The following is a 21,246-nucleotide window of genomic DNA, read 5'->3' on the forward strand; positions in this document are numbered from 1 at the left end:
GTGGTGTGTTTTCTCGAGCACTGTTGGCAAGCCAACAGTGCCACCGGACCAGTACTCTTGGTCTGGTGTCGCGTTTTACGCACTGCCGGGCAGTGGCATACGGGAACGCTGCTCTCAGTTTGTTTCTGCGATGAGTTCTCGCCAGGCGTCGGGGATGTAGTCCAGGAGGTCGGCGGCGATCATGGCGGGTTGGGAAAGGTCGTCTGCAGCGAAGTCGCCCGCCAGGCCGTGCAGATAGACTCCCAGCTGGGCCGCATCAAAAGGAGACATCCCCTGTCCGGCCAGGGAGGTCGTCAGGCCGGTCAGGACATCGCCTGTGCCTCCGGTCGCCATACCTGCGTTACCCGTTTGATTGACGGCGAGCTGTGTGCCATCGGTGACGATGGTGCCGGCCCCTTTGAGGACGAGGACGACCTGATGTTTTTGAGCGAATTGAATCGCATGGGTTTCGCGGTCGGCACTGATGTCTTTGATGCTGACATTGGTCAAGCGTGAAAATTCGCCGGGATGGGGAGTCAGAATGCGGGGCCCTGCGGCGTCGGGCAGGGGCGTTTCCAGGGCGGCGAGTGAATTCAGGGCGTCGGCATCGACGATCAGGGTCTGTTCGAGTTCGGAGTAAAGCTGAACGGTCAGGTCACGAACCCAGGGATGTTGACCACAGCCGGGACCGATGGCGACGGCATCGAAGCCGGGCAGCTGGTCGAGCAGGTGGGCTGTGGACTCCGACGTGAGTTGACTGTCTGAGTCGAGCTCAAGCGGAATCGTGAGGTAGCAGGGATTGACGGAGGCCACAATGGATTGAATGGCAGCTGGTGTGGCGACGAAGACGAGCCCCGAACCGCCGCGGAGGGCGCCCATGCCGGCCAGACAGGCCGCCCCGCTCATGCCGGGACTGCCGGCGATGATCAGTACTTTCCCGCAGGAACCTTTATGAGAATCAGGAGCACGTTGTGGAAGTGGAGGCAGATCTTTGATTCGCTGAATATTCATATTAAAATCTTTCAAATTTGCCGGGCCTGATTACAATGTGTTCGCATTTTGCCAGACTCGATCAGCTTTGACCATGACCGGGCGACTGTGTCCAAATTTTTATTGTAGCGAACCGAAAATCGGGGTGTAGAGGTTTAGTCTGGGATGGCTGGGAGAGACAGGTTGTGGATGTTGTGTTTCAGATCGCGTTAACCTGTTGAAAGAGTGTTTGTTAGGGCTCCCAGTCCACGTTGAGATCAGTATACTTTGAATACCTTTTTTGAACGGACTACTTTTTCTATCATACTTCAGAGATCGCAGTTGCGCGATGGATCCGGGAGGCAGCAATGCATTCCGCCCGGGATTCGTTCTGGAAAATGATGGACTCGCATAAATCGTAATCGATTGGATGGATCTTCAATGCCAAGCAAGAAAACTGTGTATGAGAAGCTATGTGACCTGGCCGGTAATCTGTGGTGGAGTTGGCAGCCTGACGTTACTCAGATCTTTCATCTGATTGACCCTGATAAATGGTCAGAGTTAAACCATAACCCGGTTCTGCTGCTGGAAGAGTACACTCCGGAACAGCTGGAAAAGAAATTAAGCAGCCTGAGTCTGCACTCCCGCGTGAACGTGGCCTACCGTCGCTGGCAGGAGTACATGGATCGCGCCGAGACCTGGGGTTCGACAAACGCAACGATTCTGGGCCACCGCAGTGCGGCTTATTTCTCTGCCGAGTTCGGGATCCATGAATCGCTGCACATCTACTCGGGTGGTCTGGGTGTGCTGGCGGGCGACCATCTGAAAAGTGCTTCCGACCTGGGGCTGCCCCTGGTCGCCGTCGGTCTGTTTTACGGTGAAGGATATTTCTCGCAGCACATTGATAAAGAGGGCTGGCAGCAGGAATCGTACACCGAAGCCAAGACCAAAAACCTGCCGATTTCGCCAGCCTACACTCCGGATGGTAAGCCGGTGATGATTTCAGTCGCGACCCGATCGGGCGAGATCTTTGCCAAGGTGTGGCGGATTGACGTGGGGCGGGTGAAGCTGTATCTGCTGGATACCGATGTGCCGGAAAACAGCGAAGAAGATCGTAATCTGACCGCGCGGCTGTACGGCGGCGATCAGCGGACGCGTATCCGCCAGGAAATCATGCTGGGCATCGGCGGCGTCAGAGCGTTGTCAGCGATTGGCATCAATCCGAGCGTGATTCACATGAATGAAGGTCACTCCGCCTTTGCCCCGCTGGAGCGGATTCGCAGTCGGATGCACGAAGATGGTTTCTCGTTTGATGATGCTCTGCGTGACGTCGCTGCGTCCTGTGTCTTCACCACGCATACTCCCGTGCCGGCTGGTCATGACCGTTTTGATGCAGGCCTGCTGGAAGAGCACGTGGGTCCCCTGGGGGATCAACTGGGACTCGATCATCATGCCTTGATGGGCCTGGGCCGCGTCGATCCGCAGAACGAAGGGGAAACCTTCTGCATGACCGTGCTGGCATTTAAACTGAGCCGGCTGGCCAATGCGGTTTCGAACCTGCATGGCGTCGTGAGTCGCCGGATGTGGGCATCACTCTGGCCGTGGCGGAGTGAAGAAGAGATTCCCATCGGTCACATTACCAACGGCGTGCACATGCCGACGTGGCTGGCAGCGCCGATGCGTGTGATATATGACCGCGTGTTGCCGACCAAGTGGTTCTACCGCACTGGTGAAGCCGACGTGTGGGCGGGCATTGAAGAAATCACCCCCGGGGATTTGTGGGAAACACACCAGGCGTTGAAGAACCGTCTGATTATTTACGCCCGCGATCTGCTGGAGAAGCAGGCACTGCGTCGAGGAACTTCAGACGAAGAGATTTCTCATCTGCGGAACGCGCTGAATCCGGATGCACTGCTGATCGGCTTTGCCCGGCGGTTTGCTCCCTACAAACGTGCTGACCTCGTGATGAAAGATATGGAGAACTTCCTGAAGATTATTGAAGACTCCGAACGGCCTGTGCAGTTCATCTTTGCCGGGAAAGCACACCCCGCTGATGAACGGGGTAAGCAGATCATTCAGCGGATTTTCAAATTGACGCAGGAGCCTCCGTTCCGCGGCAAGATTGTGATACTGGAAGATTATGATATCAACCTGGGACGTCACCTGGTGCAGGGCGTCGATGTCTGGTTGAACAATCCGCGACGTCCGTTGGAAGCGTCGGGAACCAGTGGTCAGAAAGTGGTGTTGAACGGTGGTCTGAACTGTTCGATCCTGGATGGCTGGTGGGCGGAAGCCTTTGACGGCAGCAACGGGTTTGCGATTGGCGAAGGTCGGACGCATGTGAACCAGGAGATTCAGGATGACCGCGATGGCGTGAATCTGATGAAGGTGCTCCGTGATGAAGTGATTCCCCTGTACTACGACCGCAACTATGACGATCTGCCTTTAGGCTGGATTACCCGGATGAAACGGGCGATCCGGACCCTGGGGTGGCGGTTCAATGCGGACCGGATGGTGATGGACTATGCCGAAAAAATGTATCTGCCAGCTGCTGGTGGACTGTCCAGCCAGATTAAAGGGGATTCATCGCTGTAAGATCAGCTGATCAATTCGCCAGTTTGGATAATCAATACAACGGTCACAGGAGAGAAAACCGATATTTCTCCTGTGACCGTTTTTTTATTGGGATCTGACACAGCTGAAAGCGAAGCTTGACCGAGTCAACTTTTCCGAATGAGAGTGAGACCATATGTCTCAATCGGGAGCTAGATTTAAGTGAAAGTACTTATGTGCGGACGGGCCGACTGAGAGTGCGTACGTTGGAAATGAAGGCCAGCCAGCTGTTTCTGACGCGTCGATCCAGAGCCTGCGAAATCCTCCTCCCGGTAGCAGAAAGCGTTTCCCTATGAGTTCAGTACTCGCAAACCAATCAAATTCACCCGTGAAAGGTGCGATTCCTCCCGGAGAGCTCTCGGATCTGGTGAAGGGATATCTGGATGTGGAACTGTGGCGTTCCACGGGTTGGCTGACCCGGTTGCAGCTGGAAGAACCGCGCGTGGATGTGCGTTGTCTTTCGGAACGGACCCGTTTGATTAAGCGGATAATGGATATTTTCGTGTCAGCCACGATGCTGATTGTACTGTCTCCGTTACTACTGCTGCTGGTCGTGCTGGTGAAGCTTTCGTCTCCGGGGCCGGCGATTTTCAAACAGACGCGCGTCGGTTTGAATTACCGCAAGAAAAACAGAAACGATCGTCGCCAGGAACAGGTCGATCTTTCCCAACTGGACCTGAAGACAGACCGCCGCGTTTCCGGTCATGACCGCCGCGACGAGCGGGGTTACGGAATGCCGTTCACGTTATACAAGTTCCGCACGATGCGCATGGATGCGGAAAAGAACGGCGCGCAGTTCGCCGTCCAAGGTGATCCGCGAGTCACGAAACTGGGACGCTTCATGCGTAAGACGCGACTGGATGAACTGCCTCAACTCTGGAACGTGCTCAAAGGTGAAATGTCGCTGGTGGGGCCGCGTCCGGAACGGCCGGAGTTCATCGAAGGTTTGAACAAAGAGATTCCAGGCTACATCGATCGCCTGGGCCTGAAGCCTGGTCTGACCGGCGTCGCCCAGATCGTTAACGGCTACGATAACAACGTGGAAAGCTTCCGCAGAAAAGTCTCGCTGGATCTGATGTACCTGCAGAACTGCTGTATCTGGAATGACATCAAGATTCTGTTCAAGACGATCCGCGTGATTCTGACGGGGAGCGGGGCGCTGTAAGCTGCTCTGAATCGATTCCCTTGAAGGAATTCAGGAACCGCGCGATCTCAGGCCAGTAGAGGAACACGAGTGCGCCGAGAAGCATGCCGACCGTCTGACGGCTTAACTGTTCCCAGATGACACCCGCCGGGAGAAGCCCCTGTTGAGTGGACTGGGGACTGGATGTATAAGCCGGTCCTGCCAGAGCAAAGAGCAGCCAACCGACTGTGATTCCAGTTATAGTCAACCAGAGTGTGGTTCGATTCTTCCAACTGGCCAGCACCGCGGCGAGCAGCGCGCTGCCAAAGATTATCCAGAAACAGATGGTTTTGTCGCTACTGTCGATGACCTGTGAAAACCGCCAATAACGCACGCGTGTGATCCAGTACGCGTGCGCATGAAACCAGCCCAGGCCGGTACCAAGGAGAATGCAGAGATAGATCAGGACTTTGGAGCGAAACATGACGGTCTGCTTTCGGTAAAAGCTTTCCCTGATTGTAACCTCCAGTGGTGTGGTCTCCCAAAGAAATCTGGCCGGTTAGCGGCTATTCACTATCGATTTGAATTTAGAAGCGACTGGTGTTGCATCTTCACTTTGGCACTTCGCGCCTTTGGATAGAATAGTTTTTACTATCCAGTTTCCTTCGAATGCATCCACTGTGTTCGTACTTCACCAGGCGGGCGGACACATGGGTCTGCTTCCTACTTCAAATGAATTAGGGAGCGTTACTCAGACGCTGCTGCGATACCAATAAAAAAACGCCCTGTTTCCAGGGCGTGGGTGTATTCCGCTGTCACTGATACTGAGATCAGGTGGTTTCGGGGAAATGGCTGAGCTCCAGCGTGTTGGCGGGCGCCATTTTTTCGTTCTGGGTATCCCAGCCCATCATCTGTCCGGTCCGCCAGGATTCGTTGGCCATGTTGACGGCGACGACGCCTGCCAGTCCGAGTTCGGTCGGGCAGTTGAGCGGTTCACCATGCCGCAGATGGTTCTGCAGGTTGGTGTGGTGCAGCTTCGTATCTTCTGCGCCGGACTTTTTGTGTTCCGCCAGTACTTTACCGTCTTTATCTTTGGCGACCCAGCCTTCACGGGTGAAGTAGAGTGTGCCACGGTAGCCGCGGATCAGGTGATCGATGCCAACCCGGTTGCTCATGGTGCCCAGGACGTAAACAGTCATACCCCGCGGGTATTCGCAGATCATTTCGAAGTTGTCAGGTAGGTTGCGGCCGTCGTTCCACTGCCAGATGCCCCCCATGCCGACCACGCGCCGCGGATAGAGCAGGTTGCAGGCCTTCATGATACGGGTGATGCGGTGGATGAACAGGTCGGTGCAGATGCCGCCCGAGTATTGAGCATAGTTCCGCCATTCGAAGTAGTGATGCGGGTTCCAGCCGATTTTGGGGGCCTTGCCGAGCCAGGCGTTCCAGTCGAGGTCGGCTGGTTGAGGCTCGCTGTCTTTCAGTCCGGGGCGACGCCAGGGACCCTGATCGCCGTAGCGGCGGACGTATTCGATCTGGGCCTGTACGACCTGACCGAGTACGCCTTCTTCAATCGCCTTGGCTGCGGACGAGTAGGAATCGTCGGACATACCCTGCACACCGACCTGGATCGGCAGTTTGGTCTCTTTCTGCTTTTTGATAACCGCCTGTGCTTCGGGAATGCTGTGGGTCATCGGTTTTTCGCAATAGACCGCTTTGCCGGCGTCGAGGGCATCGATGGTCATCTGGGAGTGCCAGTGTTCCGGCGTGGCGATGGTGACGTAGTCGATATCCTTGATTTCCAGAACTTTCTGGTAGTCGCCGAAAGCGTGTTTCGCACCGGTTTTGGTTTTGCCTTCTTCCGCGCGGGTTTTCCAGCAGTCAGCCACAGCGATCGCTTCCAGATTGTTTTTGTCTTTCAGCGCGTTGTAGGTATTCATGTGGTTGTTGGCCATGCCGCCTGCACCGAGGAAGCCGATGCGAATACGATCATTGGCGCCCAGAATACTGGCGTAACTTTTTGCGGTCCAGGCCATACCGGCTGCCGCGGCACCGCCGGTGCGGAGAAAACTTCTGCGCGAAACTTCGTTCGCAGTCGCTTGCTGTTCAGAGCTCATACGTACTTTTCCTGTTGTTAGGGAAGATTCAGTTTCCGTCCGGAGCGCGACTACTTGAGTTCTTTGATTCGGAAATCTTTGAACTCAATGTGAGCGCCATGGCCACAGAGGCAGAGGTAGCCTTTGTCCCGTTTGAGACCGGGATGATCTTTGTGATCGATCGTGCCGTTTTTCTTGGCGTCTGCCATATCGTAGTCCAGAATCACGGTGCCGTTGAGTGTGACTTTGACGTGATTGCCATTCACGAGAACTTCTTCAGAGTTCCACTGACCAACCGGGTTGAGGTAACCTCGTTTGGCAGCCGCAGTCCCGTACAGCGAACCGTGGTACTGATACTTCTGCAGCTTGGCGTATTTTTCTGCGGTGTTGTCCAGGATCTGAAGTTCTTTGCCAGCGTAGGCAGGGCTGCCTTTAGGATTCAGGGGAACATGGAAACCGATCCCGTTGTTGGCGCCGGCATCCAGTTTGAAATCGAACCGCAGGACGAAGTTTTTGTATTCTTTGTCGGTGAAGAGATTTCCGCCGCTCTCTTTTTTGCTGATGAGCATGCCGTCTTTGACGTAATACCCGTCGGTGGCCCCTTGCCAGCCATCCAGGTTCTTGCCGTTAAAGATGCTGACGAAATCGCTTTCGCAGTGTTCTTCAGCGCTCAGGGGAGCAGTCAGAGAGATCATCAGACCGGCGACAGTCAGTAGGGAGAGGGTGGAGATTTTACGGGCAGTCAACAACATAAGATTGATTCCTTGAAATTCAGCGATTGTCAGTTAATCAGGAAGGAAAAATCCTGTGATATTTAAGGATCTTTAAAAAGGAGTGTGAGTTGAGCATACCAGAGGCAGATTACCAGAATCAATGGAAAAGCTTGTGAAACCGGAGGGTTTTTTGTTTGAGGTGGTTTCGACTAGAATGCGTGCAGGCGACTCCCTTTGAATTAAATTCCTCTCACATAAGAAGATGGCTGAACATGAATACCGAGCACGAAGCTGCGTCAGATGTAGCAACACTTCATTGGGTTGGTGATACGGATGGATATCTGAAAATGATCGATCAGACGCTGCTGCCCACCGAGTATCGGGAAATCGAATGCCGGGATGTGGAGACGGTCTGGGAGGCGATTAAAAAACTGCGTGTCCGCGGCGCACCGGCGATCGGGATTGCAGCCGCCTATGGTGTCGTCATTGGCTTGCAGACCGATGCCGGCACATCGCGTGCGGATTTTGATCAACGACTGAAAACGGTTGCCGATTATCTGGCCGAGAGCAGGCCGACGGCGGTGAACCTGTTCTGGGCACTGGACCGTTTGCAGAAGCTGGCTGCCGATTCGTCGGATCTGGACAGCAGCGAGATGCATGCACTCCTGCTGGAAGAGGCGCGGCGGATCGAGGTCGAAGATCTGGAGATGTGCCACAAAATCGGTGAAGTGGGGGCGGCCTTACTCTCTCCCGGAGATGGTGTGCTGACACACTGTAATGCCGGCGGCCTGGCGACTTCGGGCGGCGGCACGGCGCTGGCGGTCTTCTTTGAGGCGGCAAAGCAGGGGAAGGGAATTCATGTTTATGCAGATGAGACCCGCCCTTTATTACAGGGGGCGCGACTGACGACCTGGGAACTGATGCAGAGGAATGTTCCCGTGACCCTGATCAGTGACTCAATGGCAGGTTGGGTGATGAAGGAAGGCAAGATCCAGGCAGTGGTGACCGGCGCGGACCGGATCGCTGCCAACGGGGATTCGGCGAATAAAATCGGCACCTATTCCGTCGCGCTGCTGGCGAGCCTGCACGACATCCCGTTTTATATCGCAGCTCCCTCCAGCACATTCGATCTGAGTCTGGAAAGTGGTGAGGAGATTCCGATCGAAGAACGTCTGCCGGAAGAGATCACGAACGGATTCGGAAAACAGACCGTGCCGGATGGCGTCGATGTCTATAATCCGGCTTTTGACGTGACGCCGGCAAAATTTATCCGGGGCATTATCACGGAACGCGGACTGATTCAACCGGTGACCAAAGAGGAAGTCCTGCGGGTCCTCGGTTCCGAACCGGTACAGAGTTAATACCTGGCTTTGATCAGCGGTTGATGTAGACCGGACTCTGGTTGTAGCCGGGAGCATTCGCAGGATATTGCGGCTGCCTCTGCTGAGGCTGCTGATACTGAGGTTGCTGATACTGAGGTTGCTGATACTGAGGTTGCTGATACTGAGGCTGCTGGTACTGGTACGATTGCTGGAAGTTGCGTGGCTGTGGCTGTTGCTGATAGCCGGTCTGAGGCTGATAGGCATTCTGCTGCTGATACTCAACCGGCACCATTCCCCGCTGTGGTTGATAGTAAGATGACGAGTTCTTTTCGTCGATGCGTTGTTCCTGGAACTTTCTTTTGCGTTTCTGAATTTCCTCAATGTCTTCCTCACGGGGAGGGAGTGCGTAATTTTTCCACGCTGCCTGTTCGTGGTAACGGTTCCAGAAGTGCTGCGAGTAAGCCAACTGCGGGGTGATGCCCCAGCCGTTGGCGGTTTGAGTCTGTGACAGCACATGCCGGTAGTTGTAGGGCTTGAAATAGTGGTAGCCGCTATAAGGAGAAATCTCCTGGAAATAACCGTGCTGCCAGGGGTATTGCGAATCGAAGGGATAGAGCGGATCCCCGAAGATCCCCCCGGTCACTCCCGCACTGGTCATGGGAATGCCCTGATCGTAAGGAACTTCAGTCATGCCGTAGGCACCGTAGGTCGTCTGGTTGGGAAGCGAGGGATCACCGCTGACAGCAGCTGCGATCGCCAGAGCAAAGAATGTGGTCGACATATCTGAAATTCCTCTGTATGAAAAACAGAGTCCCTGTTTAGTGAAACTGTATCGATTAGCTGATTCCGTCAGCGCAAACTTATGGCGCCGGTACTTTCATTATCGGATCTGGAAACGGCTGTACCTTCAGGTTCATCATAAAATTCGCAGCGGGTAGATCACATACGCGCGCTACAACCTGAATATTTTCAAATCCGGTTAGAGCATCCAGTCAAACTGAACCGGCAGATTCTGCCGAAACCGGGTTGAGCGACTCATGAATTTCGCAGATTCCAGCTCACCACTGAAAAAATGGTGTAGGTTTGAGTGTCATCGCGAAAAGCTCCCTGCTGGTGCGTTGCGCTGCGTCTTTTCCAGCAGTCCCGGTCCGATGTTCAGTCCCGTTTATATTATTCTTACTGTAACCCGTGGAATGAACTGGAGCTTTTGGCGCTCATTCATAAATTAAACATAGATGTTTCAGGCACGTCTGTCTGTAGGCGTGCCTGTTCTTGAGAGATCATCATTCACGATGATGTTGGGAATCAATTACATGAGGTATAAGAGTCTTATGAAACCACATGCGAAAATATCATATCTGGTGTTGATGATCTGCCTGTGCGCGAGTTCCGTGTCTGTTGCGGATGATGTGATTCCAGGGGCTGATCTGGGAAAGGCAGGGACGTTACCACCACCTCCCCCTCCGCGGGGCGTGGCACCACAACCCGATCCGGCAGCCAATGCGCCAATGCCTTATCGGGCACCTCAGCAGCAGCCCCAAATGCAACCTCAGATGCAACAACCTCAAATGCAGCCACCTCAGGGAAATCCACCCCCGGCGGATCCGAATGCCTTAACTCGTCCGGTCCCGGGATATACAGGGGGCCCCTATGTAAAGGGAGGTGATCAATACTGGTTGCCGAACAATCAGGTCCCTCAGGTGGGGAGTCCTTATTACTATAGTGCCACGCAAGGTGCGGAGGGGACCTACGGGATGACGAGCCCCCGGGTGGGCATTCGTGCCGGCCAGACCTGGTATGGCGGTTACGATGAAGCGAATACCGGTGCTCAGAATCAGGCCCTGAGGGGCAGCGGCGATCCCTATACCCGTCATTTTGGTCCGGGATTCTACCGATCCAATGAGTATGGTCACTACTACTTCCCGTCCTACAGTTATCGCCGCCCCTGGTACAATCCGGGAGCTCCGACTTATAACCGAGACACGAATTATCGGTGGTAAAACCCGATAACATATTGATTTGCATTGATGGGAAGCATGCTTGCTCCAGGCCCGGGAATCAAACCCGGGCTTTTTTTATGGTCCTGTGAATTAAGGGTTTTCACTCAAACTTTCCACCAGAGTCTGAAAATTAACGTGAACCGTTCTAATCCCATTTTCGTGAATAGCCGATACAAACTATACAATATGGAATCTGTCTACCCGAATTGCGTCTTCAGTTTCGTTGATCGATCGCTGGGAAATTGTGTTTTCCTCTGAAATGTAAACACGGTGGATGAGACTTAAGGTCATAAGCAGACAGTGAGTTAAGGATAACTTGCTGAGATAACATAAAGTTCTTACTGATTCTTCAACCTGGTCGCGAGAACTCGCAGGTAATTAACACCGGGACAGGAACTCACGTAAAACGCAAACACCTTTTTCCTCTTTGCAGGTAAATTGGGGAGCGACTGCGGATGTACAAACAGAATTGCCACGGATCGGCATTTCGAAATTATGAAAAGCGACGTGCTCAAACTGTCATGAAATGGGCGACGTTGTTTTTCATCAGTTTCACGACGATCGCTCAATCTGCGTTTGCCCAGGGGCCTGCGATGCGCCAGCTGCCTCCCCGTCAGGCAGGAAACCAGTATGTCCCTGTAAATCAGTATGTACCCGCGAATCAGTATGGTCCCGCACCCGTTCAGGTTTCTGCTCCCCCCGCCCAGTCTTATCAACAGCCGGCATATCAACAACCGGTTCCCGTGTCGCAGGCTCCCCAGGGAGTGATCCCGATTCAGGATGCGCAAGCCACCACGGGAGGACCGCAAATCCAGATGGTGCAGGATACCGGTCGGATCACCCGTAAACCACTGCCTTCACAGATCCGCTCAACCCCTGGTATTTTCGACGAGATGGAAATCATCATCCGCCGGAGCCAGTTGATCATTACGAATTCCCGAATTCGTCGTTACGCGATTGCAGATCCTTCGATCATCGAATTCGTGACTTATTCCCCCACCGAAGTTTCCATCGTGGGACTGGAGCTGGGCACGACCACGTTAACGCTCTGGTTTGAAGGCGATGATACGCCAATCACTTACCTGGTGCATACGATTCAGGATCCCAGCCTCGAAGGGCAGCGACGGATCGACTATGGAAAACTGGAACGCAAAATTGCCGTGCTGTTTCCCAACAGTAAGGTCTATCTGATTCCCCTTTCTCGCAAGATTATCGTCAAAGGTCAGGCATCTGATCCGACGGAAGCCGCGAATATCATGAATGTGATTCGCGGGGAAGTCATCAACTACGAAGGAAACCTGGGCGGACCTCAACCCAATGGAGTGGGCGCCGGTTATTATGGTGGAGGGGGCTACGGAGACGGGCTGAACGGATTGGGTAACAACCTGTATGGTTCCTCGCTGATTGTGAACATGCTGGAGATTCCAGGCGAATTCCAGGTGATGATTCATGTCACGATTGCCCAGATCAACCGCACCATGATGCGGCAGCTGGGCGTCGATCTCAGTGTGCTGTTTGACGGCGGTCGGCAGTTTCTGGGTTCAACCATGGGAGGTGTCCCTTCCACACTGACCGGTATTTTTGAAGCCGGTGAAGTTAATGTTCTGATCAATGCTCTGGCGGAGAACGGGACCACCAAGATTATGGCTCGCCCGACTCTGACTGTGTTGAGCGGTCACTCGGCCAGCTTCCTCGCCGGTGGTGAATTCGCCGTGCCGACCATTGTGGGCGTCGGAGGGGCACAGGGAACTTCAACCACCTTCCGTGGTTTTGGTACCTCAATTGTGGTGACCCCCATCGTGCTCGACAAAGATCTGATCCGGATGCGGATTGTGCCGGAATACAGCCAGGTGAATGACAGCAACTCCGTGCAGGGAATTCCCGGTCTGAACTCACGACGTGCACAGACAACGGTCGAACTCCGGGAAGGACAGACCATCGTACTGGCTGGTCTGTTTGGTCATGATGCCACAACGGGAGTGACCCGAATTCCCTGGCTGGGTGAGATTCCCCTGGTCGGACCTTACCTGTTCAGTTCCAAGAAATCGACCCAGGGTGAATCGGAGCTGCTGATTACCGTGACACCTCAGCTCGTGCATCCGATGGAAGAGGATGAAGTGCCACCGTACCCAGGGCATGAAGTCACGATTCCACACGATAAAGAATTTTACAAGTATAACATGACGGAAGGTGCTCCCGATCGGGGCGTTTATCAGCTGCAGCCTTATGGTCGCGGTGCGGGACAGGGAATCGAAGTCGGTTATCAGCCATTCAATCCTTCTCCTGCTTCACCTTATTATCCGCCGGAACAGACCGGGACGTATCAGCAGGGACCGGTCACTCAACCGATTCCTCAACGGGGCGGTGGGTTCCCCACTCAGCCTCAACCGATGCAGCAACCGAGACCGGTTCAATCGCATCAGCCTTTACCACCGCCACCGGCTCCCGGTGTGAGTGGACCTCAGGCACAGTCGACGGGATTCCTGCGGAGAAATCAGGGACAACCGGGGCAGCGTCGCTTTACACAGATGATTAAGGATCGGTTCCAGAATTCGGCTCCGGAAATGAACAGCCAGATTCAACCGACAGGATACATTGATACCAGACTGAGAGAAAAGTCGGCAGAACCACAGGAAAGCCAGTCCAGATTCTCTCTATTTGGTCAGGGTAAATAAGTTTCAGGTGGACGGGCAGGCTGGTTCACCAGCAGTAAATTGAGCCTGCAAAAAATGATGAATAAACAGAATCGAGTTGAATCATTTCTGTGATTCATCGTCAGATATTAAGTCGTAACAACCGAGGGACATGATGGCCCGTTTCACGATAATACAAAAATGGATCCTTACTGCCAGCTGTCTGATGCTGGTAGCTGGTTGCTGCCGCTGGGGTGGAGGCGGCAACTGGGGATTCCATAAGCGCTCCCTGGCAATCCCGGAGGTCTATCCTCTGGGCAGTGTCAACCGTGCGCATTATCACACCATGGAATCGAATGCGGAAGCGGTTGACTTTATTATTAACCGGAATGAATTCGTAGAAAACAGTGCCGAACTCACGACCAATGGTAAGGATCATATTCTGGAAATTGGCGCCCGCATGCGGAGCACTCCGTATCCGGTGATTGTGGAACGCAGTGATAATAACTACGCGCCTGAGATGGATGCCTACCGCAGACAGCTGGTGGCACGGATTCTCACCGACCTGGGAAATCAGGACGCCGATCAACGGACGATTGTCGCGACTCCTTACGCCCGCTCTCTGAACTCGCGTGAAGCGGAAATCGATTACTATCGCTTTATCTCCACCCGTGGTGGTTTTGGTGGTGGATTTGGTGGTGGCGGCGGCGGGGGTTTTGGCGGCGGCGGATTCGGTGGTGGCGGCGGCGGTGGAGTCGGTTTTTATTAAATCCACGCGGTCCGAAGGCCATCTCATCTGAGCTTTGAATTCAAAAACGCCACAACCTCTGACGGTTCGTGGCGTTTTTATCTATATGCAGTATAACAGGTTACGTGATGGCTTCCGGGGGTCACTTTCCTGCGATCGATTTGGAAATTGTGTGGAAATTCGTATCGACACGTTCGTGAATTCTTCATAGAATCCGCGCCTCACAATCAAATCGAGACCTTTCTCTCATCTATTGCCTCCCAATCACAATTCCCATTTCATAACTGTTCCGCCTGTGTCAGGTGCGCGACATCGATTTTTGCATGATGTCGAAAGAAGTATCGGACACCGGGGAATCACAGTTCACTTTTCATTCTGCATTGAATTGAACGATACAAAGCGATCTGCACTCGCTGAAACAAGGTTGATCTCCGATGAAAACTCGAATGTTTCAACATATCCTCACTCTCACGTGCATGGGTTTCCTGTGGACGGGCTGCCAGTCGACCCCGTTTGCCAGTCGTTCCGATTCTTCTTCTAAAGCGCTGGCAGAGCGAACTCCAGAGAAGGAAGAAGAGTCTGCCATGCAGAAAAAACTGAAACAGGCGATGGCACAGGAACGTACCAGAGCACGTCGACAACGATTGCGTGACCATTTGCAGACAGGTACTGCAGACGAACAACTGGCAGGCATGGAAGCTTCGCAGCAGCAGATTGTTCAGACCGCTGCAAAAGTGGAAGCCCAGGCACTGCCCCTCAGTGATATCCAGGCAGCAGCCCCTCAGGCGGATGCAGGAAGTCTGCAACAGGAGTTGAACCAGGCTTATGATGCAGACCGGGCAGGGAACCTGGAAAAAGCGCAAGGTTATTATCAGCGGGTTCTGGCGATGAGCCCGGATCATTTTGAAGCCCTCCATCGGCTGGCGATCATTGAAGATAAAAAACAGAACTATCCTGCTGCGGAAGCCTATTATCTGCAGGCACTGAAACTGGATCCCACCAATGCCGACCTGCTGAGTGACATCGGCTATTCCTACATGCTGCAGGGACGCGACGATTATGGCGAGAAATACCTGGAAGAGGCGCTGAAGTATCAGCCCGGTCATGCACGCTCACTTGATCACCTGGGTTGGTATTACGGACGCACCGGTCGTTACGATCAGGCGCTGGCCATGTTCCGCAAGACCGGCGGTGAAGCACAGGCGCGGCAGAAATTCGCACGACTGTTTCCCGGGGTGAATCCGGGATCGGCAACCGGCGGGCAGAACCCGATTTCACAGTATCCAGAACAGGTATCCCAATATCCTGGAAACTCATTCGCGCCGGAAAACAGCCAGCCGGGTATTCAGCCGGGTATTCAACCGGGTATTCAACCGGGTATTCAACCGGGTATTCAACCGGGTATTCAACCGGGTATTCAACCGGGTATTCAACCGGTCGGGCAGATGCAGACTGCACCACAGCAGCCTGTGCAATACGCCACAGATGGAAATCCGCAACAGCAGACGTTGAACTCACCCGGTTCTGCAGCCATGAACCCGACACAGCAGATTGCGGAGATGATGCGACGCGAACGGGAAAAGGCGATTCAGGCACGTCAATCCGCTCAGCAGTTACCAGCGATCAGTCCTAACCCCGGGATGACACCAAATCCGGGTATGACACAAATGCGTCAGGTGACAGGGGCTGTTCCTTCAGTCAACCCGCTGCAGAATATGCAGATGCAACCTCAGCCAGTCGAGACTCCTCAACCGGTTAACCAGTCTGTTGCACAACCCGCCTCCGAACCGGTTCAGATTCAGGCCTGGCCCCCGGCAAATGATCCGACGCTGAGTCAGGCAGCCGAGGCGTCTCAATACTGGTCTGACAGGGAACAGCAGCAACTGCAGAATCGGCAGCGCGCCCCGCAGGCCCCCCTGACGGTCTATCAGAATCAAGCCTATCCACAGCAGAATGTACAGGGTTATCCACAGAACCAGCAGCAGGGACAGAATCAGAATCCGCCACAAGGCTATCAACCGCAGCAGCCTGCTGTCCGCCAATTGATGCCCGCACCAGGTCCGCAACCTGGTCAGCCTCTGTACGGAAACCAGTATCAGACACCTCCCGGACAGTTTCCTGACTATCGAGCGACACAGAAGTCGGGAACCGGTGCGGGGCAGAATTCACAAAATGATCAGGATCTGATGCGGGAAGTCGCGCGTACCGGAATGAACATGGGCCCCGGCCAGATGTTTCCGGTCACCGATGCTGCCCAGGGACAGAGGGGAGGAAATGAGTCTCCGCTGATGAGTGCCCAGATGGGAACCAGTGGCGTCATTCCTGCCTCAGCGCAGGTTCCCTTCCAGAATGCCTATGGAGCCGGTAACCAGAATTCTCTCCAGCCACAGTTGGGGCAGGGGATGTCAATCGGGGGCGTACGTCAGGCCGGGTACGAATATTCCGGTCAGTCGGTCGGGCAGGGAAATGTGTATCACGCATCGATGCCTCAACGTTTCCCGGCACAGGAACAGCCGATGTCATCGGCTCTACCACAGTCAGCGATGTTTTCCACCAATCCGGCGGTAGCCCCGGCGAATGTCCGTTATCAGAATGCTGCAGGGACCGGCGGTATTACGCAAGCTGGCTATCAGAATGCAGCACCGAATCCGAATCAGCAGTCCGCCTCTCCGTTCCAGTGGGGAAGTCAGCCTGCGAACTCGAATTATCAGTTCTCCGATCCACAGAGACAGTATTAAGCTGAAATCAACTGAGCGTTTGACGTTTCAGCTGGCAAGCAGTTGCTGTTCGAGGGACTCGATGATTTCTTCCGTGGGCCATTCCTGGAGAGCGACCTGAATTGAAGAATGGTTTTCAAGCCATTTGCGAACCTGCTTTTCAGCCGACATCACCGTGCTGTGATTGCGTCCGCCGAAGTAATCACCGATTTCGCTATACGCGGCCTGCGTCAGTTTGCGTGCCAGGAACATGGCCAGCATGCGAGGCTGACTGATATTTCTGGCTCGTCGTGACGACTTCAGATCGGACTCGGAAACACCGAACGTGGAACAGACGATCTGGTTGATGTCATCCAGTTTGATAATACGGATACAGTCCCGTTCCAGATCAGCCAGCACCTGACGCGCCAGACTGGTGGTCACTTTCTGACCGGTCATCAGATGGCCGGTCTGCAGGCAGTTGACCGCCCCTTCCAGTTCCCGCACGTTATTGGTGAAGCGGCGGGCAACGTAGGCCAGTGCCCCTTCGGTGACCGGAGTTTTCAGCTTGAGTGCCCGCTGGCGGGCAATTTCCAGACGCAGTTCTTTCTCAGGAGTTTCGATGCGGCAGACCAGGCCGGACAGGAAGCGGGTGGTGAGTTCTTCGCTCATTTTGGTCAACAGCCGAGGATGACGATCCGAGGAAAAGACCAGCTGGCGTCCGTGGCTTTCCAGATGCTTGATGGTATGCAGCAGTTCTTCCTGAAAGTTTCGTTTCGATTCAAAAAAGTCGATGTCGTCAATGATCAATACATCGACGTTCCGGAATCGTTGACGAAAGCCGGGCAGGGACCGTTCCTGCAGCGCTTTGGAGAAATAGTTACCGAAAGCTTCTGCAGTCAGGTAGACCACGTTCAGCGCGGGATACAGCTGACGGATTTTTCGATAGAACCCTTCCAGCAGGTGAGTCTTACCAATGCCCACACCACCATGAATGAACAGGGGATTGTAAAGTGCACCGGGTTCTTCACTGGCCTGGATCGCCGCCAGGTAAGCCAGTTGATTCGACTTGCCCGTGACAAATGTGGACAGGTCTGCAAAACGCCTGCCGCGAAACGTGGCTGACTTCTGTGAGGGATTACTGTTTCGAGGATTCCCCGATGCAGCAGTTGCTTTCCGATCGCCAGCCTCCTCGGAGACGGTCAGCGTTTTTTGACCGGACGATTTCTGTTCGCCGGTGGGCGCAGAATCGGTGAGTGCTGCGAGTTCTGGATCAACTTCCAGCCGATACTCGGCAGAAGGCCCCACGCAGGCAATCGCGGTCGCGTAGATCTGCGAGGCGAATTTTTTCTGCATCCAGGTGAGCAGAAACGGACTGGCGACGCCGATGATCAGCAGATTGCCATCCAGTTTCAGTCTGACTTTTCCTGCGAACCAGTTCTGGAAACCACGTTCACCGACCTGTTGTGCGAGCAGTCGATACACTGACTGCTCATCCGACCCGGTTGTTGCTGGCCCCAGCTTGGCTTCCGTTGGTTGTTTTGCAGAATCACAAAACGTACCCTCCACTGCCAAAGACGTGGGTTGCATCTTGCACCCTCCCCCCGCGCGCACCGTCTCCGTCCATAATACTGGAAAAAGCCAAGTCCTGCTTTTTCAGAATCGAATATGGTAGTGAGGTATATTGGAAATGATGCGCTATAAAGCTCCATTGTTAACAGCATCGTGAAGTTCTCAGGCATTGACTTCGGCGACACTGCGTTTACTCATTCAGTGGTTCTGATACTAGCTTGAATTGCTGGAGAGTCAAACAGAAACAGCGAGGAATTTTTTCAGATTTTTCAGACCGAAATCAAACACTGTTTTACCAGCAGAAAATGACATGCTCGGGCGAAAAAAATTTGTGGTGCCCCGTTCACAGCTGTCGAAAACATGTTAATTAATTTTCGGTTTTTTTTCCGGGAATGGGGAACGTAATCGCGCGTGGACGCTCAATGTGTTTTGTCTGACAAAACCCAACTCTTCATAAATCTTTATCGCATAGGAATTTTTGTGATCAACAGCCAGGGTCAATGCGGACTGTTTGTGTGCGCAGGCCTGGTCCAGTCCGAATCGAATCAGAGCGGAACCAAACCCCTGTCCCCGCTGGTCAGGGGCCACGCCCATATAGACGACTTCCCAGGTTTGATCAGTCTGATGTTCAGAGAGGAGCAGGACACCGATGTCGGTCCCGTTCCTCTGAAACAGGTACCAGTGTTCCCGATCCGAGTCCCCGGAACTGCGGTGCGATTCCAGTGACTCTTCGGCGGTACGGACCTGATTGAGTGCCGGACAATCGTGCGAGTACTGGTGGGTCAGGTCCAGCAGTTTCAGAAAACGCTGTCGGTTTAGTTCCGGATCGAAGTGAATCGCTTCAATCTGCTTGGCCTGAAGCGATGAAGTCTGCTGCCAATCGGTTAATGGATGCCGCATGAATTGCAGGTTCGTGAGGTGCGGGAAGCCATTCCGGGTCAGCAATCTGCGCAGATTGAGCTGTACCGGATCCAGTAGAACCTGGCCGATACTGACCCCTGAACGGTCGATCCGTAAAGCCATTTCCTGCAGGATCGCATCGGCACAGTCTGTTCGCTCGGAAAAGGGGGGCCAGAGACAGGCGGTGGCAGAATCGGAAAAGATGAGTATGCCCACCCCGAGCAGGCTCCCTGCTTCCCGGGCGATCAGCACCTGATTCTGACCTTCCTGCCCGCCGCCGATGGTTTTCAGGAACTGCTGAATCTGTGTCTCACGTTCGGAGTCCTGTGCATCGGCAAAGAGAAACGCGGCAGCTTCGGAGAGCTCTACCGGTGAAGCAAGTGAGACGGTGATCGACATTGGAGGCTTAGATTTCCCGAAGCGGATTGAAGTCGCCTGACTGCCACAGTCCAGCGGTCAAGCAGGTATCATAAAAAAAAGGCTGGTCGGTTGACCAGCCTCAGTTCAGGAAAGATGAGTCCAGGTTAGAATTTCACTGAGTGTAAATTGTAAGGGTTCGTACTGTCGTGTTTTAAACGAGGCAGATTATACCCATAGGGATTGGTGTTATTATCAATCAGCTGGTTTGACGAGCCCCACTGCGGACCCGGGAAATTCTGAACGGTATTGTCGACCGGGCTCAGGTTAGGATCGTTCCCCATCCAGCCTACCGGGGCTGACGGATGAATGGATTCTGCAGCATCAGTATATGGGCTCGTTTCATAACGCGGCTGCCCTGTCACCAGGAGCAGTGCCAGACAACAGGCCACGGTGGTCAGCGTCGGAAGCAGAAAGTTAAACCGGGTAGGCCGGTTCTTCCTCCGCCGGGCTGCGATCTTGGCCGATACCTGAGGCCAGACGCTGTCCTGCAAAGAAGGAACAGGAGCGCTGTCCAACTGTTGTTGTAGAGCAGAGTAGCTTTTTTGTAGTTCTTCGTACTGTGCGCGGCACTGGTCGCAGTTCTTCAACTGCTTCTCCAGTAGCTCAAGCTCTTCCCCGGACAGGTCATTTCCGACTGCCAGGGCGACGCGCGATTTCAGACCGTTACATTGTGTGCAATACATGTCTTATTATTCCTTGCCCGACATGGAATTTTCAACGTTTTGCCGATGAGACCATAATTTCTGAAAACGATTTCTGGCTTCTGCCAGCCGCCAGCGGATGGTTGCTTCTTTCCGATCCAGGATGGCAGCAATCTCAGAAGTGGAGAAGTTCTCCAGATCTCGTAATACAAGCACGGTGCGATACTTCTCGGGAATTTCTTCCAGGATGGCCTGAACTTCCTGATTGATGTCAATTTTATTCCTGGGATCAGGAACTGACGGATCAAAAGGAGTATCCGAGGGGCTGTCACTGAATAACAACCACCAGCCTCTCCGTTTTTGCTTACGCAGATAATCTAAAGCCTGATTCACCCCGATCCGGAACAGCCAGGGACCGAACCGCCTGGATGTATCAAACTGATCGAGCCGCTCATAGCTCTTCAGAAACGTATCTTGAGCCAGATCTTCTGCCAGTTCAGGGCTTTTGACAAACTGAATCAGCACTCGAATCAGCCGGCGCTCATAACGCAGGACCAATTCGCCGAAAGCACTGTCATCGCCTTTGCGAACTGCCTCTACCAGACGGGCATCACTAATGGCGCCGCCTGATGTCAGAGTTTCTCGTTGCTCTATTTTCTTATCGACCATTTCTAACTGCATGTCTACCTCCCCTCTCCGCGTTAAATGACACGCTTTGTCTTTATTACGTCAGAGGGGGGAGAATTGATGGAATTTACTAAAGATTTTGTAACGGAATCCAAAGTTTTTCCTGAGCAATGCGCCTGTCTTTAATTATACCT

The 21,246-nt window shown here is 53.7% G+C and carries 16 protein-coding genes; 7 read left to right on the forward strand and 9 right to left on the reverse strand.

Annotated features, from left to right (window positions below):
- Window positions 1-114: 114 nt before the first annotated feature.
- On the reverse strand, window positions 115-990 hold the full coding sequence (locus Enr10x_RS04830) for an NAD(P)H-hydrate dehydratase (RefSeq protein WP_145448300.1): 876 nt from the start codon (window positions 988-990) through the stop codon (window positions 115-117).
- A 399-nt stretch (window positions 991-1,389) separates the two neighbouring features.
- On the opposite strand from Enr10x_RS04830, the gene glgP reads away from it, so the two are divergent.
- Both glgP and Enr10x_RS04840 read left to right on the forward strand, forming a co-directional pair.
- The gene (glgP, locus tag Enr10x_RS04835) at window positions 1,390-3,543 is read left to right on the forward strand and encodes an alpha-glucan family phosphorylase (protein ID WP_145448301.1); all 2,154 of its coding nucleotides are present in this window, start codon (window positions 1,390-1,392) and stop codon (window positions 3,541-3,543) included.
- Between the two features lie 310 nt (window positions 3,544-3,853).
- The gene (locus Enr10x_RS04840; RefSeq protein WP_145448302.1) at window positions 3,854-4,726 is read left to right on the forward strand and encodes a sugar transferase; all 873 of its coding nucleotides are present in this window, start codon (window positions 3,854-3,856) and stop codon (window positions 4,724-4,726) included.
- Here Enr10x_RS04840 and Enr10x_RS04845 read toward each other — a convergent pair.
- The 3 genes from Enr10x_RS04845 to Enr10x_RS04855 form a co-directional block, all read right to left on the reverse strand.
- Window positions 4,683-5,168: a hypothetical protein gene (locus Enr10x_RS04845; RefSeq protein WP_145448303.1), complete on the reverse strand. Its 486-nt coding sequence runs from the start codon at window positions 5,166-5,168 to the stop codon at window positions 4,683-4,685. The genes Enr10x_RS04840 and Enr10x_RS04845 overlap by 44 nt on opposite strands.
- Window positions 5,169-5,514: 346 nt before the next feature.
- A complete protein-coding gene (locus tag Enr10x_RS04850) occupies window positions 5,515-6,801 on the reverse strand; it encodes a Gfo/Idh/MocA family protein (RefSeq protein WP_145448304.1) in 1,287 nt (428 codons plus the stop codon).
- Between the two features lie 50 nt (window positions 6,802-6,851).
- The gene (locus tag Enr10x_RS04855; protein ID WP_232093235.1) at window positions 6,852-7,532 is read right to left on the reverse strand and encodes a 3-keto-disaccharide hydrolase; all 681 of its coding nucleotides are present in this window, start codon (window positions 7,530-7,532) and stop codon (window positions 6,852-6,854) included.
- 233 nt (window positions 7,533-7,765) lie between these two features.
- On the opposite strand from Enr10x_RS04855, the gene mtnA reads away from it, so the two are divergent.
- Window positions 7,766-8,854: an S-methyl-5-thioribose-1-phosphate isomerase gene (gene mtnA, locus Enr10x_RS04860; protein ID WP_145448305.1), complete on the forward strand. Its 1,089-nt coding sequence runs from the start codon at window positions 7,766-7,768 to the stop codon at window positions 8,852-8,854.
- 13 nt (window positions 8,855-8,867) lie between these two features.
- Here mtnA and Enr10x_RS29845 read toward each other — a convergent pair whose 3' ends face one another.
- A complete protein-coding gene (locus Enr10x_RS29845) occupies window positions 8,868-9,596 on the reverse strand; it encodes a hypothetical protein (RefSeq protein ID WP_197996396.1) in 729 nt (242 codons plus the stop codon).
- A 550-nt stretch (window positions 9,597-10,146) separates the two neighbouring features.
- Here Enr10x_RS29845 and Enr10x_RS04870 point away from each other — a divergent pair.
- The 4 genes from Enr10x_RS04870 (at window position 10,147) to Enr10x_RS04885 (ending at window position 16,934) form a co-directional block, all read left to right on the forward strand.
- Window positions 10,147-10,815, forward strand: coding sequence for a hypothetical protein (locus Enr10x_RS04870; protein ID WP_145448306.1), 669 nt, complete (start codon window positions 10,147-10,149; stop codon window positions 10,813-10,815).
- Window positions 10,816-11,270: 455 nt separating this feature from the next.
- A complete protein-coding gene (locus tag Enr10x_RS04875) occupies window positions 11,271-13,490 on the forward strand; it encodes a pilus assembly protein N-terminal domain-containing protein (RefSeq protein WP_145104529.1) in 2,220 nt (739 codons plus the stop codon).
- Window positions 13,491-13,674: 184 nt separating this feature from the next.
- Window positions 13,675-14,217 (forward strand): hypothetical protein, encoded by a 543-nt coding sequence (locus Enr10x_RS04880; RefSeq protein WP_145448307.1) that lies wholly within the window; start codon window positions 13,675-13,677, stop codon window positions 14,215-14,217.
- Between the two features lie 413 nt (window positions 14,218-14,630).
- Complete coding sequence (locus Enr10x_RS04885) at window positions 14,631-16,934, forward strand: tetratricopeptide repeat protein (RefSeq protein ID WP_145448308.1); 2,304 nt, start codon at window positions 14,631-14,633, stop codon at window positions 16,932-16,934.
- A gap of 27 nt (window positions 16,935-16,961) precedes the next feature.
- Here Enr10x_RS04885 and dnaA read toward each other — a convergent pair whose 3' ends face one another.
- The 4 genes from dnaA to Enr10x_RS04905 form a co-directional block, all read right to left on the reverse strand.
- The gene (gene dnaA, locus Enr10x_RS04890) at window positions 16,962-18,482 is read right to left on the reverse strand and encodes a chromosomal replication initiator protein DnaA (RefSeq protein WP_145104535.1); all 1,521 of its coding nucleotides are present in this window, start codon (window positions 18,480-18,482) and stop codon (window positions 16,962-16,964) included.
- Between the two features lie 345 nt (window positions 18,483-18,827).
- Window positions 18,828-19,763 (reverse strand): GNAT family N-acetyltransferase, encoded by a 936-nt coding sequence (locus Enr10x_RS04895; RefSeq protein WP_145104538.1) that lies wholly within the window; start codon window positions 19,761-19,763, stop codon window positions 18,828-18,830.
- 125 nt (window positions 19,764-19,888) lie between these two features.
- Window positions 19,889-20,467: an anti-sigma factor gene (locus Enr10x_RS04900; protein ID WP_145104540.1), complete on the reverse strand. Its 579-nt coding sequence runs from the start codon at window positions 20,465-20,467 to the stop codon at window positions 19,889-19,891.
- A gap of 6 nt (window positions 20,468-20,473) precedes the next feature.
- Complete coding sequence (locus Enr10x_RS04905) at window positions 20,474-21,106, reverse strand: RNA polymerase sigma factor (protein WP_145104542.1); 633 nt, start codon at window positions 21,104-21,106, stop codon at window positions 20,474-20,476.
- Window positions 21,107-21,246 lie beyond the last annotated feature (140 nt).

The sequence above is a fragment of the Gimesia panareensis genome (assembly GCF_007748155.1).
Classification (GTDB): domain Bacteria; phylum Planctomycetota; class Planctomycetia; order Planctomycetales; family Planctomycetaceae; genus Gimesia; species Gimesia panareensis.